Genomic DNA, 17029 nt, shown 5'->3' with positions numbered 1-17029 from the left:
GTTGATGATGTGGCGCGCCGATAGGGACCGACCGCGGCGCGGCCACGCGAGCCCACGAAGGGGAACGGTGACCAACTATGGCAGTTTACGTAGACTACGACACCCCAGCCGACCTCGCTGACCGCGCGCTCGACGCGCTCGAGGTCGCCCGAGACACCGGTACGGTAAAGAAAGGCACGAACGAAACGACCAAGTCCGTCGAACGCGGCAACGCGAAGCTCGCCTTCGTCGCCGAGGACGTCTCGCCGGAGGAGATCGTGATGCACCTCCCCGAACTCGCCGAGGAGAAGGGCATCCCGGTCGTCTTCGTCGAGACCCAGGACGACGTCGGTCACGCGGCCGGCCTCGAGGTCGGCTCCGCGGCGGCCGCGATCGTCGACGCCGGCGAGGCGTCCGACGACGTCGAGGACATCGCCGGAAAGGTCGAGGAACTCCGATAAGCGGTTATGAGCGCAGAAGAGGGAACCGGCGACTCGACGGCCGCGGAGGTCATCGAAGTCGTCGGCAAAACCGGGATGCACGGCGAGGCTATGCAGGTCAAATGCCGCATCCAGGAAGGATCGAATCAGGGCCGCATCATCACGCGAAACGTCCTGGGCCCCACCCGCGTGGGCGACGTGCTCCAGCTGCGGGAGACCCAGCGTGACGCCGACTCCATCGGGGGGCAATGACGATGGTCGAGACACGAACCTGTGACTACACCGGCGAGGAGATCGAGCCCGGCACGGGCACGATGTTCGTGAAGACGGACGGAACGATCCTCCACTTCGTCGACTCGAAGGCGGAAAAGAACTACTTCATGGGCCGTGAATCCCGCGACCTCGAGTGGACCGAGGCCGGGCAGGCCAACAAGGGCGAGAACGAATGAGCCACCACGACGAGCGCACCTTCGTGATGGTCAAGCCCGACGGCGTCAACCGCGGGCTCATCGGGGAGATCGTCTCCCGATTCGAGGACCGCGGCCTCCAGCTCGTCGGCGCGAAGTTCATACAGATCGACGAGGAGCTCGCCCACGAACACTACGGCGAACACGCCGACAAGCCGTTCTTCGACGGCCTCGTCGAGTTCATCACCTCCGATCCGGTCTTCGCGATGGTCTGGGAGGGCGCCGACGCCACCCGCCAGGTCCGCGCGATGGTCGGCGAGACCGACCCCGCCGAGTCCGCCCCCGGAACGATCCGCGGCGACTTCGGCCTCGATCTCGGCCACAACGTCATCCACGCCTCCGATCACGAGGACGAGGGCGCCAATGTGCGCGAGATCGACCTCTTCTTCGACGACGAGGAGCTCGTCGACTGGACCCGCTCGGGCACGACGTGGGTCTACGAGGACGTCGAGGAGTAACGACGCGGCGTCGCGTGACGCCACGCGCTTCCGGTTTCCGAAACGGTCTCGAAGACGCCAGCCACGGCACCGCCCTGAGGCTTTATGCCGTTTCCGGGTGAAGGTCGAGCCATGGTTGGAATCACCTACGAGGACTTCCTGGATCGCTCCTACGAGCCGACGGACGACGACCTCGTCTGCCGGTTCTACGTCGAGCCGGCGGCGGACATGGACGCCGAGGCCGCCGCCTCGCGGGTCGCCTCCGAGTCCTCCAACGGCACATGGGCGGCGCTGCAGGTCGAGGGGTCGGTCACCGACCTCTCGGCGATCGCCTTCGACATCGAGCCGGCGGCCGTGGGCGGCGACACGCCCGGCACTGACCGGCGTGAGGGCTACGGCGTCGGCGTCGCCTACCCGATGGCACTGTTCGAACCGGGCAGTATGCCGCAGGTGCTGTCGTGTATCGCCGGCAACATCCTCGGGATGAAGGCGGTCGATCGGATCCGGCTGCGTGATTGTGTGTGGCCCGAGCCACTGGCGACGTCGTTTCCCGGGCCCGCCTTTGGCTCCGCCGTACGCGACCGGATCTTCGACGCCGGCGACCGGCCGATCACGGCCACGGTCCCGAAGCCGAAGGTCGGCCTCTCGACCGACCAGCACGTCGAGGTCGGCTACCAGGCCTGGACCGGCGGGATCGACCTGCTGAAGGACGACGAGAATCTCACCGACCAGGCGTTCAACCCGTTCCACGACCGGCTCACCGAGAGCCTCGACGCGCGCGACCGCGCCGAGGAGGAGACCGACGAGCGGAAGTCCTACCTGGTCAACGTCACCGCACCCGGCGGGGAGATGCTCGACCGCGTTGACGCCGTCGCCGAGGCGGGCGGCGAGTACGTGATGGTCGACGTCGTCACCTGCGGCTGGGCATCGGTCCAGCAGGTCCGCGAGCGCTGTGACCGTCACGGGCTCGCGATCCACGCCCACCGGGCGATGCACGCCGGCTTCGACCGCCTGCCCGACCACGGCGTCTCGATGCGCGTCATCGCCCAGATCGCCCGTCTGTGCGGCGTCGACCAGATCCACACCGGAACGGCTGACCTCGGGAAGCTCGCCAACGAGGACACCGTCGGCATCAACGAGTGGCTCGGCTCCGAGCTGTACGGTCTGTCGGACGTGCTGCCCACGGCCTCCGGCGGGCTCCATCCGGGGCTCGTCCCGGAGCTCGTCGACCGGCTCGGCACGCAACTGTGCATCCAGGCCGGCGGCGGGATCCACGGCCACCCGGACGGGACCCACGAGGGCGCGAAGGCGCTTCGGGCCGCCGTCGACGCGGCCGCGGCCGGCGAGGACATCGCGGCCGCCGCCGAGCGGGAGCCCGCGCTCGCCACGGCGATCGAGAAGTGGGGGACGGAGACACCCCGGTAGCGGACCTCGCGTCGCTCGGGGGACATCGCCGTGGTTACACGGGATCGCCAAACGCGTCGGTGTTATACCGGCTCGCCGAACGCGTAGACGGTGTTGTGGCCGGTGACCTCGACGGTCGTGAAGTCGCCCGGTTCGAGCCCGTGATCGGTCGCGTTCTGCACGATCACCTGCCGGTAGGCGGAGTCGCGACACTTCACCGAGTCGCCGGTGCCCTCCTCGACGACGAGCACCTCGCGCGTCGTCCCGACCATCGTCTCGTAGGCCTCGCCGACGACGTCCATCTTCAGCTCGGACATTGCCTTCGAGCGCTCCTTCTTGACGGTGCCGCCGAGTCCCTTCATCTCGGCGGCGTCGGTACCGGGCCGCTTCGAGAAGCGCGTGACGTTGATCTTCTCGGGGCGGACCTCCCGGAGGAGGTCCATCGACAGCTCGTGGTCGGCGCTCGTCTCGGTCGGGTACCCGACGATGAAGTCCGTCGAGAGCGTCCAGTGGTCGAGCCGGTCGTCGAACGTCTCGACGATCTCGCGGAACTTGTCGACGCGGTGTTGTCGGCGCATCGACTCAAGCACCTCGTCGCTGCCCGATTGCACCGGCACGTGGATGAAGTCGTAGAGCTTCTCGTTGCGCGCGAAGACGTCCGCCAGCTCCTCGTGGATGCCGTGGATGCCGCCGGGGTTCGCCATCCCCAGCCGGACCCGGAACTCGCCGTCGATGTCGCAGATCCGGTCGAGCAGCTCGGGGAGCTTCCGATCGCCGTCGTCCCAGCCGTAGACGCCGGTGTCCTGGCCGGTGACCCGGATCTCCGTGGCGCCGGCGTGGACGAGCGCGCGCGCCTTCTCGACGTTCTCCTCGATCGGCGGCGAGTCGACGCGACCGGTCGCGAACTTGGTGATGCAGTACGAGCAGTTGCTCATACAGCCGCGCGCGATCGGGAGGATCCCGACGACGCCGTCGAGGATCGGCTCCGTGTCGGACGCCGGGGTCGGACACTCCCCGTTGCGCACGTGGGTCGGGACGTCGTCCCAGTGGAGCACCTCGGCGTCGATGCCGGCCTCGCGGAACTGCTCGCCCTGCGCCAGCGCCATACAGCCCGTGACGATCAGGTCGGCGGTCTCCTCGGCGAGCTCCTCGGCGCGGCGGAGCATGTTTCGCTCCGTTTTCTCGACGACGGTACAGGTGTTGAGGATGGCGACGTCGGCCTCATCGGGCCCCGCGACGGGGCGGTGGCCGCCGTCGCGCAGCGCCCGCTCGATCTCGCGGCTCTCACCCCGGTTCGACGTGCAGCCGTACGTCTCGATGTGATACGTCGCCATCGGTTACACACGGTAGCGTGCCTGCGGCCAAAAGCACGGCGGATCCGCGGGGCGTCGACGTGCGGTACCGATCCTCACTGCGGTCCCGGGACGGGGGTGTTTTCAGGGAGCCCGCAAAGTATCGGTATGGGCTTTGGCAGCTACGATGAATCCGAACAGGAGAACGCGAACCGGGACGACGAGGACGACGACTCCGAGGCGGTCAACGTCCACGAGAACGACCACGACGGATCGATGTCCTTCGAGAGCGACGCCTCGACCGACGACCTGGTGGGGCGGCTCTCGGAGATGAAGGACGACGAGGACGAGTGAGTCGTTCCCGTACCGATAGTGGTGTTCGATCGGTCAACGATCGGTTTCTGACGATCGATATGGACGTGGTCCGCCTGCGAGTCTTGAACGTTTAATTAGTTGGCGGCCATTGGGTGTGACGAGAACGGGCAGTAGCTGACTCGCACCCGAAAATACCGTGGGACGGCGCTTATGAGCAATCATTCACCGCCCGTGCCACGACTCGACGGTTCGACGACTCGGCGCTCGGTTCACCCGCAGCTGGATGGTGCCCCGACGTGCCTCCCTCCGTCACTGCCCGGCCACGTCGGTCCGAACCCGCTTGGAAACATCGGCCCCCTCGTTTGGAGAGCCCGACCCTCGATAGACACTAACTGTCTGGAATGAGCGATCACACAGAACACGATGAACCGATGGCCGGATCGATGGAACGATGAGTACGGCTGACGAGGAACTTGCGAAGGACCTCGGCCCTCTCGCGGCGCTGACGATCGGCGTGGGAACGATGATCGGTGCCGGGATCTTCGTCCTGCCGGGCGAGGCAGCGGGGGTCGCGGGACCGCTCGTTGCCGCTTCCTTCGTGGTCGGCGGGATCATCTCGTTGTTCACAGCGTTGTCCGCCTCCGAGCTCGGCACGGCGATGCCGAAGGCGGGCGGGAGCTACTACTACGTCAACCACGCACTCGGGCCCCTCTTCGGCTCGATCGCCGGAATGGGCAACTGGATGGGGCTTGCGTTCGCCTCCGCGTTCTATATGCTTGGGTTCGGAAGCTTTCTCGTCGAGCTGGTCTCGCTTCCCTCAATCGACATCGGAGTACTCGTGATCACCCGGATACAGGTCGCCGGGCTTATCGCGGGCAGCGCGTTCGTCGGTGTGAACTACGTCGGCGCCAAGGAGACCGGGCGACTCCAGAACGTGATCGTGATCCTGTTGGTCCTCATCCTGACGCTCTTCTCCGTTCTCGGCGCACTCACCGCCGACCTCTCGACGCTTCGACCGATCGCACCCCAGGGGTACGGGGCGTTGCTGCCCGGGACCGCGCTCGTGTTCGTCTCGTTCCTCGGCTTTGCCAAGATCACGACGGTCGCCGAGGAGATCAAGAACCCGGGTCGAAACCTCCCGCTGGCGATCGTCGGATCGGTCCTCATCGTGACCGTGATGTACGCGATAATTATGGTCGTGTTGATGGGCGTCATCGACTGGGCGACCCTCGCCGAGTCGTCGACTCCCGTCATCGACGTGGCGCGGGTCGCCTTCGGGGACGTGCTCGGGCTGGCAGCTATCGGCGGCGGACTGATCTTGTTCGCCGGACTGCTCGCGACCGCCTCCTCGGCAAACGCGTCCATCCTCGCGTCCTCGCGGATCAACTTCGCAATGGGACGGGACCGGCTCATCACCGGCTGGCTCAACGAGACGCACACCCGGTTCGCCACCCCGTACCGGTCGATCGCGGTTACCGGAGTGTTCATCCTCCTGTTCATCGCGGTCGGCAACGTCGAGACGCTCGCAAAGGCGGGGAGCGTCCTCCACCTGATCGTGTACGGCCTATTGAACCTCGCGCTCATCGTGATGCGCGAGGCTGACGCCCCCGAATACGACCCCGACTTTACGGTGCCGCTGTATCCCGCGGTCCCGATACTCGGTGCCGTGACTTCCTTCGGACTGATCGCCTTTATGAAGCCCACGGAGATCGCGCTTGCGGCGGGATTCGTCGGGTTCGGGGTCGTCTGGTACTTCGCGTACGCCCGCTCACGGGCCGACAAGGAGGGGATCCTCGGGACGTACATCCGGTCGCGATCCGGGTCTCTCCCCGACGGCGTGGTCTCGGCGGCGGACGGGATCCAGCCCGACGGCGGCGACTATCGGGTAATGGTTCCCCTTGCGAACCCGCAACACGAGGGGCCGCTCGTCACCCTGGCCAGCGCCGTCGCGAAACAGCACGGCGGCGAGGTCCACGCGGTGCACATCGTGACGGTTCCCGACCAGACCTCGCTCGAGTACGCCGTTGACCACCTTGAGGAACACGAAGCCGATTACCACGACGTCCTCGACGACGCCCGCCGCGACGCCGAGACGTTCGGCGTTCCGGTCAAGACACACACCATCGTCTCCCATCGCGGGTTCGAGGAGATATTCGACGCGGCACGGACCCACGACGTCGACCTCGTGGTGATGGGATGGGGGCCCGACTCCCACGGTGTTGCCGGCCGGATCGAAGGACGTATCGCCGAAGTGGTCGGAGACATCCCCTGTGATTTCCTCGTCTACCGGGACCGTGGCTTCGATCCATCCCGTGTCCTGGTTCCGACTGCCGGCGGTCCGGACTCGGTACTCGGCGCCGGGATCGCCCGGCTGCTCCGAGACCAATACGGCAGCGAAGTGACACTCCTCCACGTCACCGAGGAGGGGGAGCAGGAGGCCGGTCGGGAGTTCCTCACGGACTGGGCCGCCGAACACGATCTTGCGGACGCCACGCTCCGGATCGAGACCGGCGACGTGGAAGCGGCAATCACCGGGGCGGCGGCCGACGCGACGCTGGTGGCGATCGGGGCGACCGAACGCGGCCTGTTCCCCCGGCTGCTCGGTGGCAGCGTGGTGGCGTCCGTCGTCGACGCCGTCGACTGTTCGGTTCTGCTCGCGGAACGCTCTCGAACGAGGAGCCTCCTCGATCGGCTCTTCAGGTGGCGGTGACCCTGCTCTCGATCCCGGATCTCCCGATCGAAGACGGAACGAACTAAGCGTATCGCCTCCAAAAGCCCGGTATGTTCCCGTCTACACGTCGGCGTTCGAGTCGCGATCGTGACCGGCCGCGACCGGTCGATCGACCGGCTACCCGGTCGGGAGCGCTTCCGCGATCGATGCGTGAACGGTCGATCCATACTCGATCGGGTGGATTCGGGGTGCTTGACGCGTGAGCGGCGACGAGGAACTCGCGAAGGACCTCGGGCTGTTGGCGGCACTGACGATCGGGATCGGGACGATGATCGGCGCCGGCATCTTCGTCCTTCCGGGGACCGCCGTGGCGCGGGCCGGACCGCTGTCGGCCGCCACGTTCGTGATCGGCGGCGTCGTCGCCCTGTTCACGGCGTTGTCCGCCTCCGAGCTTGGGACCGCGATGCCGAAGTCCGGCGGGGCGTATTTCTACATCAACCGTGCACTCGGGCCCCTGTTCGGGTCGATAAGCGGGTGGGCGAACTGGCTCGGGCTCGCGTTCGCGTCCTCGTTCTACATGTACGGCTTCGGCGAGTACGTCAACGCGCTCGTGGGCGCACCGGCGCTCGCGCTCGGCCCGGTATCGTTGTCCGCGGCCCAGACGATCGGCCTGATCGGGGCCGTCCTGTTCGTTGGGGTCAACTACGTCGGCGCCAAGGAGACCGGTGGCCTGCAGAACATCATCGTGCTTACCCTGCTTGCGATCCTCGGGTTGTTCACGATCGTCGGCATGCTGAACGCCGAGCTCTCATCGCTGCGCCCGATCGCCCCGCCGGGCGCTGCCGGGGAAGTGTTGCCGGTCACGGCCATCATCTTCGTCTCCTACCTCGGGTTCGTCCAGATCACCTCCGTCGCCGAGGAGATCAAGAACCCGGGACGGAACCTCCCGATCGCGGTCATCGGCTCCGTCGTGATCGTCACCACCATCTACGCGCTGTTCTTGGTCGTCCTGCTTGCGGCGGTGCCGACCGAGATGGTGGCGAACAACGATACCGCGGTCGTCGAGGCCGCACAGCTGCTGTTCGGCCAGTACTCGATACTGGGGTACAGCATCGGGATTCTCGGCTGGGGCGCGTTGCTGTTCGGCGGCCTGCTCGCGACGGCCTCCTCGGCGAACGCCTCGATCCTCTCCTCGTCCCGGATCAACTTCGCGATGGGTCGGGAGAAGATCGTCACCCCGAAACTCAACGAGATCCACGGTCGATTCGGGACGCCATATAAATCGATCGCGGTGACGGGCGCGCTCATCATCGTCTTCCTCGTGTTCGGGAACCTCGAAACCCTCGCGACGGCGGGATCGGTGCTTCACCTCATCGTCTACGGGCTGTTGAACATCGCGTTGATCGTGATGCGTGAGGCCGAGCCCGATGGCTACGATCCCGACTTCACGGTGCCGCTGTATCCGATCGTCCCGATCGTCGGAGCGATCACCTCCTTCGCGCTCATCGCCTACATCGAACCGCGGGTCATCGTGCTCTCGGCCGGACTGGTCGCGTTCGCGACCCTCTGGTACTTCGGCTACGCCCGGAGCCGGGTGGAGAGCTCCGGCGTGCTCGGGACGTGGGTCCTCGATCGCGCCGAGGAGATGCCCGATGCGGCCGTCTCCGCGGCCACGTCCGTCCAGCCCGAGGCTGCCGACTACCGCGTGATGGTTCCCCTCGCGAACCCCGCGACCGAGGGCCACCTCATCTCGCTTGCGGCCGCCGTCGCCAAGCAGCGGGACGGAACCGTCGTCGCCGTCAACATCGCCAACGTTCCCGACCAGACCTCCCTCGAGGCGGCCCGCGAACGCGGGGCTCACGATGCGGCCTATGACCTCCTCGAGCGCGCCAAGGAGGACGCCGAGACCTTCGGCGTCGACGTCGAGACGCACGTGATCCTCTCGCACCGAACGTTCGAGGAGGTCTTCGACGCCGCCCGGACCTACGGCGCCGACCTCACGGTGATGGGGTGGGGCGAGGACGTCCACGGTTCGCCCGGCCGCGCCGAGTCCGCGATCGACGAGATCGCCCACTCGCTGCCCAGCGACATCCTCGTGTTCAAGGACCGCGGCTACGACCCCTCGCGGATCCTCGTCCCGACCGCCGGCGGCCCCGACTCGGAGCTGTCGGCGGCCGTCGCCCGAATGCTGCGCGCGGAGTACGGCTCCGAGGTCACGCTGTTACACGTCGCCGACGATCCGGCCGCAGGCCGGCGGTTCCTCGAGGACTGGGCGAGTGAGAACGACCTCGCGGACGCAACCCTTCGGATCGAATCCGGCGACGTCCAGACCCGGATCGCCGAGGCCGCCGCCGACGCGACGATGCTCGTGATCGGCGCCACCGAGAAGGGGCTGCTCTCGCGGCTCGTGCGCGGCTCGCTCGTGCTCGACGTCCTCTATGACGTCGACTGTTCGGTGTTGCTCGCCGAGAAGAAACACGACCGCGGCATCCGGTCCCGGCTGTTCGGATCGGGCGCTCGGTCGCGAACGTCCGACGACGATCGATCCGAAGACTGATCCGACGCGAGGACCGAACCGGCCCGGAGACCGAGCCGACGGTTGATCGGATCGGTCCTCGTCGTCGATCGTACTCGAGACCGCCCGTCACTCGGGACCGCTCACGACCCCGGACCGTTCGTCACTCCGGCGCGCCCTCGAGGATCGCCACGCCGGAGGACGCACCGATCCGTTCCGCGCCCGCCTCGATCATCGCCATCGCCGCCTCGTAGCTGCCGATCCCGCCGGACGCCTTCACCGGGAGATGTTCGCTCATCAGTTCGACGTCGTCGGTCGTCGCCCCGCCGTCGGCGAATCCGGTCGAGGTCTTGACCATATCGGCGTCGGCGGCGACCGCGGCCTCGCAGGCGCGCCGCGTCTCCGCGTCGGTCAGCAGGGCCGTCTCGACGATGACCTTCACCGGGATCGGGACCGCGGCGACCACCTCCGCCAGATCGGCCGCAACGGCGTCGTCCGCGCCGGCTTTCAGCCGACCGATGGAGATCACGACGTCCAACTCGTCGGCGCCGTCGTTCCAGGCGGCGACGGCCGCCTCCCGCCTGGCGGCGGTCGAGCCCTGTCCGTGGGGAAAGTCGATCACGGTCACGAGCAGCGTCTCCGTCGACGCCTCGGCCGGCTCCGCGTCGAGGAACGCGGTCGCCTCCTCGAGGTAACACGGCGGCACGCACGCGTTCATCCCGTGCTCGACCGCGGCCTCGAGGACGATCCGGACGTCGTCCCAGGTCGTCGTCGGTCCGAGCACGGTGTGGTCGATCAGCGGGGCGAGTTCCCGTCGGTGCATACCGTCCGGTCACCGCACGAGGGGAAAGACCTGTGGGTCGATCGGCGCGGATGGTGGCCCGGTCGTAAGTGGGTTGATCGGCGTCCGATGGTGGCCCGGCCGTGGGTGGGTTGATCGGCGTCCGATGGTGGCCCGGCCGTGGGTGGGTCGATATCGATCGTGAGCCGCGGTTCCGTCACGGTACCTCTCTCCGCTTCGTATCCTAAATGTATTTTAAATTATATGTATGTATTCTAAATATCTGTGTGACGTTCGACTACATCGGTCGGAACCACCGATCCTCGATCTCGCGGGTCGCGTCTCTGCAGTGGTGATCGGCAGTCACCGGTTCGAACGCGGTAGTCACCGTATTTATTTATAACGTGTATGTGGTCGTTCGACCCGCATCGGCGCTACGTCGCTCAGTATGGCGGGAGCTGATCCTGTGCCCGGATCGACACGACGAAGCGGGAGGGGACGACTCGATCGAACGTCCTGGACCGGAGAACCCGCCATCGATCGACGTTCAGTCGGTGATCAAACGTGTTTGTAGTATGAATAGTTTGTATTTATACATTATATCGTACATAACTGTGTTCGTCCGGGAGACGCCTACGCCTCCGTCGCTTCCGACTCCACCTCCACGAGGTTCGTCTTGTACTCGGAGAGCTCGATCGCCGAGGGTGAGACCGGCTGCGGGTCGATCCGGACCTTGAGTCGTGACCGGACGCGGTCGATCGCGTCCTCGACGACGGCGTCGGCCTCCCGGTCCGAATCCGGATCCAGGACGACGGTCACCGGGATCGGCGACTCGAAGCGGACGGTGTCGGAGTCGGGGACCGTGACCCGGGCGTACGGGAGCGTGCCCTCGACCTCGGCGACGACGTCGCGGATCGCGGACGGGAACACGTTCATTCCCTTATAAATGAGCATCTCGTCCACGCGGCCGATACACTGCATCCGCGGCGACGTGCGCCCGCACTCGCAGTCGGTGCCCGTGATCCGGACGTAATCGCCCGACCGGTACCGGAGCAGCGGCGTCGCCTCGCGGCCGAGCGGGGTGTACACGAGCTCGCCCTCCGCACCCTCCTCGAACGGGATCACCGTCTCCGTGTCGGGATCGAGCAGCTCGACGTGGGCGTATCCCTGTCCGCAGTAGTGCATCCCGGCCTCCGCGGCGCACTCGGCCCACAGACAGCCGACGACGTCGCCGAGACCCATCAGCTCGCGGACCAGATCGGCGTCCCACGCCTCGTAGAGCGTCCGCCGAATTTCGGGGGAGGAGATCCCCGGCCCGCCGCCGCCGATCAGCTTGACGGCCGGCAGCTCGTCGACGCTCCGGTCGATGATCTCCGGCGCCCGCTCCGTAAGGTACCGAAGGTGCGAGGTCGTCGTGAACAATACCGGCGCGTGTAGGTCCTGCAGGGCGTCCAGCAGCCGCTCGGTGCTCCCGCCGCCGGCGGGGACGACGTTGGCCCCCAGCTCGGTCATCGCCTCGAAGTACGGCGTGCCGCCGGGGACCATCGTCTGGCCGACGCCGAAGATCACCGTCTCCTCGGGGCGGATCCCGGTGGCGTAAAAACACCGCTTGATGACCGCGTTCCAGTGCTCGCGGTCGCTCGCCGTCAGCCCGAAGTAGGTCGGCTTGCCGGTCGTTCCCGACGACGAGATGGTGCGGTTCAGGTCCGCGGTCGGGACCGCCTGGTGCGCGCCGAGGGGTTGGTCGGGGTCCGGGTCGGCCTGGTTGCGTCGCTCGTCCTCCTTCGTCGTGAAGGGGATCTCCCGGAACGCCTCGAGGGTCGTGATCGACGCCGGGTCGACGTCCCACTCCCGGAACTTCCGGCGGTAGTAGTCGGAGTGCTCGGCGAGGTACGCGAGCTGGTCGGACAGCAGCGACTCGTGGCGTGCCACGACGTCGTCCCACGGGTCCGTCTCGATCGGGTCGTATACGTCGGTCATGGTGTGTTGATAGTGAAATATGTGTGTCGATACCGGCTCCGGATCGTTACATCCGGAGCACGGGACCTTCCTTCTCCGCCTCGGGCCAGCTGCCGTAGTGCTCGAGGATCTCCTCCGGCGGTTTCTTTTGCTCCCAATCGTCCTGGAACTCCTCGAACGGGACCGCCTCCTCGAGGCGCTGCTCCCGGTAGCGCTCGCGGCGCTTTTCGGTCGCCTCCTCATCGACGGTCAGCGACTCCTCGTCGTATTCGATCTCGTAGATGTTCTCCGCGGCCCAGTGGGAGACACGATCGGCTTCGATGTCCTCCATCACGGCCTCGGGGTCGCGCTCGAGCGCGTCGCCGTAGCCGCAGCCGCCGCCGGAGTGGCCGATGAAGAGGTCGCCGTTCTCGTAGGGCTGTGACTCCCGGACGTGGCTCGTGACGTTGTAGTCGGCGTCGAGCGGCTGCTCCTGGAGGAGCTCGATCATGTCGTCCGGGACGTACTCCCCGTTCGCCATCCGTTCCTTCAGATCCGAATCGGTGACCGTGAGACCGGGGATGGTTCGGGGCGGATATCCGCCGAACAGCCCCTGTCCGGTGACGAGCTTCGAGTTGTGACAGATCGAGAGCCACTCGACGGCGGGCACGTGGTGTTGCATGTACGCCATCTGCATCCCGATCCCGCCGCGGTGTTTCCCGTGGCCACACGAGTCGGTTCCGTGTCGGAAGTACTGGTGGGTGAACGGGTACTCGTTCTCGACGAACTCCATATTCGAGGCGTGCCCGAACGGACACCACGGGAAGATCGCCTCGTCCTCGCCGTCCCGGCGAGCCTGTCCCCCCGTGCCGTCGGTGTTCAGGGCGTGCGACATCAGGTCGGCGACCGGCTCCCCGTGCTGGCTCACCGCCCCGAAGGCGTATCCGGCGCCGGTGTTGGCCATCGGGGCCGTGACGTGTTCGTTCTCGGTCTCGTCGTCGTACATCGACCGCGAGAACAGCGTCGTCGTGGAGTCCATCACCACCTGATTGACCATCACGGCCTGGACGGTCGACGCCTCGGCGTCCGGGTACAGGATCGATCCCTTCGGGATCTCGAAGTCGATCAGGTCGTAGGTCCCGTTGCTCTTCGGCAGGTCGTGGAAGGGAACGCTGAACAGGTAGTTCGCCGTGTGGGCGATCGAGGCGACCGGCTGGGAGTTGAACGATCCGTCGTTCTCCGGGGAGGTCCCGGTGTAGTCGATGGAGATCTCCGGTCCCTCCTTCTCCATCGTCGCGTTCAATCGCCAGAGGCCGTCCTCGTACCCGACGGAGTCAGCGAAGTGGACGGTCCGGAAGGTCCCGTCGTTCCAGGAGTCGACCCGTTCCTTCGCGCCCGTCCGGGATTCCTCGATGTTCCGGCGGATGAGTCCCTTGAAGAAGTCGGGGCCCTGCTTCTCGATGATGAGGTCCTTCACCCGGCGTCTGACCCGGTCACAGGTCGTCAGCCGCGCCCGGAGATCGATCTCGTGCATCCGGGGGGCTCGCGAGATGAAGTTCTTCTGCATCTCGAGCATATCGGTCTTGAGCTGGTAGTCCTCGCCGATCTTGATCGGCGAGAGCTTCATTCCCTCGTCGTGGCGGGTCCGCGCCGAGATGGGCATCCCGCCGGGCTCGATCGCGCCGGTCTCGGTCGTGTGAACGGCGGCGGAGACCCACGCCATGATCTCCCCCTCGTGGAAGATCGGCATAAAGGCGATCTGGTCCGGGTTGTGGATGCCGCCGTAGAGGGCGTCGTTGGCGTAGAAGACGTCGCCCGGTTCGACGCCGACGGTCTCGTCGTCGGCGAAGTTGTTGATGACGTACTTCAGCGGCGGGATGCCCGTGACGACGTGCAGGTACGCTCCCGCCGCCGAGTCGATGAGGTCCCCCTGTGGCGTGTAGATCGCCACCGCCAGGTCGCGGGCGGCAATGAACTGTGAGACGCCCGAGCGGACGAAGACGTCGACGCCCTCGTCGAGGATCAGCCGGAGGCGTTCCGAGTAGATCTCGTAGTCGCCGTGGCCGAGGTCGTCCATACAGGCCAGTTCCTCGTCGGTCGGTTCTTCCAGGTCGAGCCAGTCGATCAGTTGGTCGCGGTTGACAGTCATTGGGTTGCTCCGTCGGTTTCGAGGATTCCGTTGCGGTACTCGTCCATCCGGTACGTCCAGCCGTCGGGGACCGCGGTCGTCGTGTAGTCCGCGTCGACGACTGCCGGCCCCCGGATCGCCATTCCCGGTCGGACGTCGTCGTATTCAAAGACCGGGGTCGAGACGGTCCCGTCGCTCGACTCCCAGTGGACGTCCCGGGAGCCCGCCTTCGCCGCCGCCGGGTCGCGCTCGCCGACCGTCGTGGTCGGCAGGTCGATGTCCGAGCTCTCGACGCGGGACTTCAGCGCGAAGTTCTCGACGGTGATGCCGTGGCTCGGCGTCACCGAGTACGAGGAGAAGCGGTCCGTGTACTGGTCGATGAAGTGGTCACAGATCGCCTCGACGTCGGACTCGTCGTGGATCTCGAGCCGCGGCGACCTGATGCGGGCGACGTGGATCTGTCCGCCGAACCGCATATCCAGCTCGAGTTCGTAGGTGATGTCGTCGGGGTCGTAGCCCTCGCTCTCGATGTCGCGACGCCCCTTCGCACGGAGATCCGCGACGGTCTCGTTGAACGACTCGTAGTCGGCCGAGTAGACGGCCTCCTCGCCCGACTCGCGCAGGTACATCGAGTTGGACTGCTCGTAGAGGTGCAGCGTGTCCATCGTCGCCGACCCCATCGCGCAAAAGACCGGCGAGTAGGGCGTCGTCACGACGGTGTCGATGTCGAGGTACGACGAGTAGGAGGCGGCGTGGAGGGGTCCGGCCCCGCCGAAACTGTAGAGGATGAACTCCCGGGGATCGTGACCCCGAAGCATCGTCTCCTTGCGGACCGTGTTACCCATATTGCCGTCGGCGATCCGGCGGATGTTGCGCGCGGCCTCGGTGACCGACATTCCCGCGGGGTCGGCGACGTGGGTCTCGATCGCCTCCTCGGCGCGGTCCACCGCCAGCCGCTGGTTGCCGGCGTAGAACTTCTCCGGGTTGATGAACCCGAGCACCACGTCCGCGTCCGTGACGGTCGGCTTCGTGCCGCCGCGGTTGTAACAGGCCGGACCGGGGTCCGCGCCGGCGCTCTCGGGGCCGACCTCCAGCCGGCCGCCGAGCTCGTCGTTGACGGAGGCGATCGACCCGCCGCCCGCGCCGATCGACTTCGACTCGATCATCGTCCCCGAGACGCGCCAGCGGTCGATGATGGGCTCGAACTCGTAGGACTGGACGCCGCCCTGGGTGAGGATGCCGATGTCGAAGCTCGTGCCGCCCATGTCCGTCACGACCGCCTTGTCGTAGCCGAGCAGGTCACAGAGGTACTCGCCTCCCTTCAGCCCGGCGACGGGCCCGCCGTTGAACGTCTCGACGGCGGTCGTCTTGTAGGATTCGGCCATCCCGCCGGTGTTGTGCAGCATCTGGACGTCCCCCTCGTAGCCGTACGCCTCCAGCCGCTCCTTGATGTCGGCGATGTGTTCCTGCATCAGCTCCGAGAGGTAGGCGTCCAGCAGCGTCGTGTTGGTCCGCTCGTACTCCTGTTTGGTCGGCATTACCTCCGAGGAGAGGAACACGGGGATGCTCCCGAGGTACGAGGGCGGGTACTCCTCGCGGACGAGCTCCCGGATCCGCTGTTCGTGTTCGGGGTACTCGTAGGACCACAGCAGGTTGACGACGATCGCCCGCGCGCCCCGGTCGACGAGGTCGCGGATCTGCTCGCGGGCGTGCTCCTCGTCGAGTGGCCGGAGGACGGTTCCCTCGCTGTCGACGCGCTCACGGATCCCATTGGTTCGGGAGTCGGGGACGAGGTACTCCGGCTTCTCCGCGTCGGAGATGTTCCGCTGCTCGTTGTCGGTGAGACCGTCCGCCCACCGCGGGCCGCGACCGATCTGCGGGTAGTCCTGCACGCCGGCCGTGGTGAGCAGCCCGAGCTTGGGCCCCTTTCGCTCGATCAGTCGGTTCATCGCGGTCGTCGTGGAGTACCGGATCGAGTCCACGTCGGCGATGAGTTCGTCGAGGTCGACATCGAGCTGGGACGCACACTTGCGGATCCCCTTGAAGAAACACTCCGACATGTCGTGTTCGGTCGTCGGCGTCTTCGCCGACACCGCCTCGCCGTCGTGAAGGGTGAAGCAGTCGGTGAACGTCCCGCCCGCGTCGATGTTGATGCGCGTCGTCATCGCGACCCTCCGTTTTCGACGAGCGCGTCCACGTCCAACTCGGTGTCGTGGGTGATCGGATGACCCGGCGGGAGGTACTCGTTCTCGATCATCGTCCCGCAGCCCGGGCAGTAGAACTCCACGATCCGCACCCAGTCGGGGTCCGGCGCGAACGAGTACTCGGCGTCCTCGATCAGGGGTCGATGGACCTCGTGCGGATGGCGTTCACGCACCACACAGCCGCGTTTGTAGTTCTCGTCGGCCGGCGCGATGGTCTCGGCACACTCGGTGCAGGTCCACGTCCGGTCCTCGAGGTCGATCTCCAGGTATTCCGTGATCCGTTTCGTCGTGCTCATCTGGTCTCACTCCGTCGGTCGTGTTCGAACGCGTCGGTCGCTGCGATTCCGTCAGTCGGATCGGTTCCGTCGGTCTGCTCGGTTGGCCGGTCGATGCTGTCTGTCGCTGTGATGCGGTCGGTCGAGTTCGATGTGTCGGTATGTCCTGTCATGGTTTCTCGG

15 protein-coding genes are annotated in these 17029 nt (G+C 66.5%); 8 read left to right on the top strand and 7 right to left on the bottom strand.

The features are described from left to right. The first annotated feature begins 77 nt into the window (after positions 1 to 77). The 5 genes from rpl7ae to rbcL all read left to right on the top strand — a co-directional run bounded on the left by rpl7ae (position 78) and on the right by rbcL (position 2748). A complete protein-coding gene (gene rpl7ae / locus BLW38_RS09255; RefSeq protein ID WP_039400712.1) occupies positions 78 to 440 on the top strand; it encodes a 50S ribosomal protein L7Ae in 363 nt (120 codons plus the stop codon). A 6-nt stretch (positions 441 to 446) separates the two neighbouring features. After that, on the top strand, positions 447 to 671 hold the full coding sequence (locus BLW38_RS09250) for a 30S ribosomal protein S28e (RefSeq protein ID WP_092816966.1): 225 nt from the start codon (positions 447 to 449) through the stop codon (positions 669 to 671). Positions 672 to 673: 2 nt separating this feature from the next. Then, positions 674 to 868 carry a 50S ribosomal protein L24e gene (locus BLW38_RS09245; RefSeq protein ID WP_092817028.1) on the top strand — a complete coding sequence of 65 codons (195 nt, stop codon included), beginning with the start codon at positions 674 to 676 and terminating at the stop codon, positions 866 to 868. Next, positions 865 to 1344: a nucleoside-diphosphate kinase gene (gene ndk, locus BLW38_RS09240; protein WP_092816965.1), complete on the top strand. Its 480-nt coding sequence runs from the start codon at positions 865 to 867 to the stop codon at positions 1342 to 1344. The genes BLW38_RS09245 and ndk overlap by 4 nt, the downstream gene beginning before the upstream one ends. A 111-nt stretch (positions 1345 to 1455) precedes the next feature. Continuing rightward, a complete protein-coding gene (gene rbcL, locus BLW38_RS09235) occupies positions 1456 to 2748 on the top strand; it encodes a type III ribulose-bisphosphate carboxylase (RefSeq protein ID WP_092816964.1) in 1293 nt (430 codons plus the stop codon). Between the two features lie 62 nt (positions 2749 to 2810). Here the strand turns inward: rbcL and BLW38_RS09230 are convergent, their stop codons facing one another. After that, positions 2811 to 4061 (bottom strand): tRNA (N(6)-L-threonylcarbamoyladenosine(37)-C(2))-methylthiotransferase, encoded by a 1251-nt coding sequence (locus BLW38_RS09230; RefSeq protein ID WP_092816963.1) that lies wholly within the window; start codon positions 4059 to 4061, stop codon positions 2811 to 2813. Between the two features lie 126 nt (positions 4062 to 4187). On the opposite strand from BLW38_RS09230, the gene BLW38_RS09225 reads away from it, so the two are divergent. From BLW38_RS09225 to BLW38_RS09215, 3 genes are all read left to right on the top strand, one after another. After that, positions 4188 to 4373, top strand: coding sequence for a DUF5786 family protein (locus BLW38_RS09225; protein ID WP_092816962.1), 186 nt, complete (start codon positions 4188 to 4190; stop codon positions 4371 to 4373). Positions 4374 to 4785: 412 nt separating this feature from the next. Further along, positions 4786 to 7044 (top strand): amino acid permease, encoded by a 2259-nt coding sequence (locus BLW38_RS09220; RefSeq protein WP_092816961.1) that lies wholly within the window; start codon positions 4786 to 4788, stop codon positions 7042 to 7044. A gap of 220 nt (positions 7045 to 7264) precedes the next feature. Beyond that, a complete protein-coding gene (locus BLW38_RS09215; protein WP_092816960.1) occupies positions 7265 to 9562 on the top strand; it encodes an amino acid permease in 2298 nt (765 codons plus the stop codon). Between the two features lie 121 nt (positions 9563 to 9683). On the opposite strand, the gene deoC is transcribed toward BLW38_RS09215, so the two are convergent. The 6 genes from deoC to BLW38_RS16260 form a co-directional block, all read right to left on the bottom strand. Continuing rightward, entirely contained in the window at positions 9684 to 10343 is a 660-nt protein-coding gene (gene deoC / locus BLW38_RS09210; RefSeq protein ID WP_092816959.1) for a deoxyribose-phosphate aldolase, read from the bottom strand. Positions 10344 to 10934: 591 nt separating this feature from the next. Beyond that, entirely contained in the window at positions 10935 to 12281 is a 1347-nt protein-coding gene (locus tag BLW38_RS09205) for a phenylacetate--CoA ligase family protein (protein WP_092816958.1), read from the bottom strand. Between the two features lie 46 nt (positions 12282 to 12327). After that, positions 12328 to 14388 (bottom strand): hydantoinase B/oxoprolinase family protein, encoded by a 2061-nt coding sequence (locus BLW38_RS09200; protein ID WP_092816957.1) that lies wholly within the window; start codon positions 14386 to 14388, stop codon positions 12328 to 12330. Continuing rightward, positions 14385 to 16532: a hydantoinase/oxoprolinase family protein gene (locus BLW38_RS09195; RefSeq protein WP_092816956.1), complete on the bottom strand. Its 2148-nt coding sequence runs from the start codon at positions 16530 to 16532 to the stop codon at positions 14385 to 14387. The genes BLW38_RS09200 and BLW38_RS09195 overlap by 4 nt, the downstream gene beginning before the upstream one ends. Next, positions 16529 to 16867, bottom strand: coding sequence for an acetone carboxylase subunit gamma (locus BLW38_RS09190; RefSeq protein WP_092816955.1), 339 nt, complete (start codon positions 16865 to 16867; stop codon positions 16529 to 16531). The genes BLW38_RS09195 and BLW38_RS09190 overlap by 4 nt, the downstream gene beginning before the upstream one ends. Next, the gene (locus tag BLW38_RS16260) at positions 16864 to 17019 is read right to left on the bottom strand and encodes a hypothetical protein (RefSeq protein WP_177167470.1); all 156 of its coding nucleotides are present in this window, start codon (positions 17017 to 17019) and stop codon (positions 16864 to 16866) included. Before BLW38_RS16260 ends, BLW38_RS09190 begins: the two co-directional genes overlap by 4 nt. Positions 17020 to 17029: the final 10 nt, after the last annotated feature.

The sequence above is a fragment of the Halopenitus malekzadehii genome, from assembly GCF_900108505.1.
Lineage (GTDB): Archaea > Halobacteriota > Halobacteria > Halobacteriales > Haloferacaceae > Halopenitus > Halopenitus malekzadehii.
This window is presented reverse-complemented; position numbering and strand designations above follow the sequence as displayed.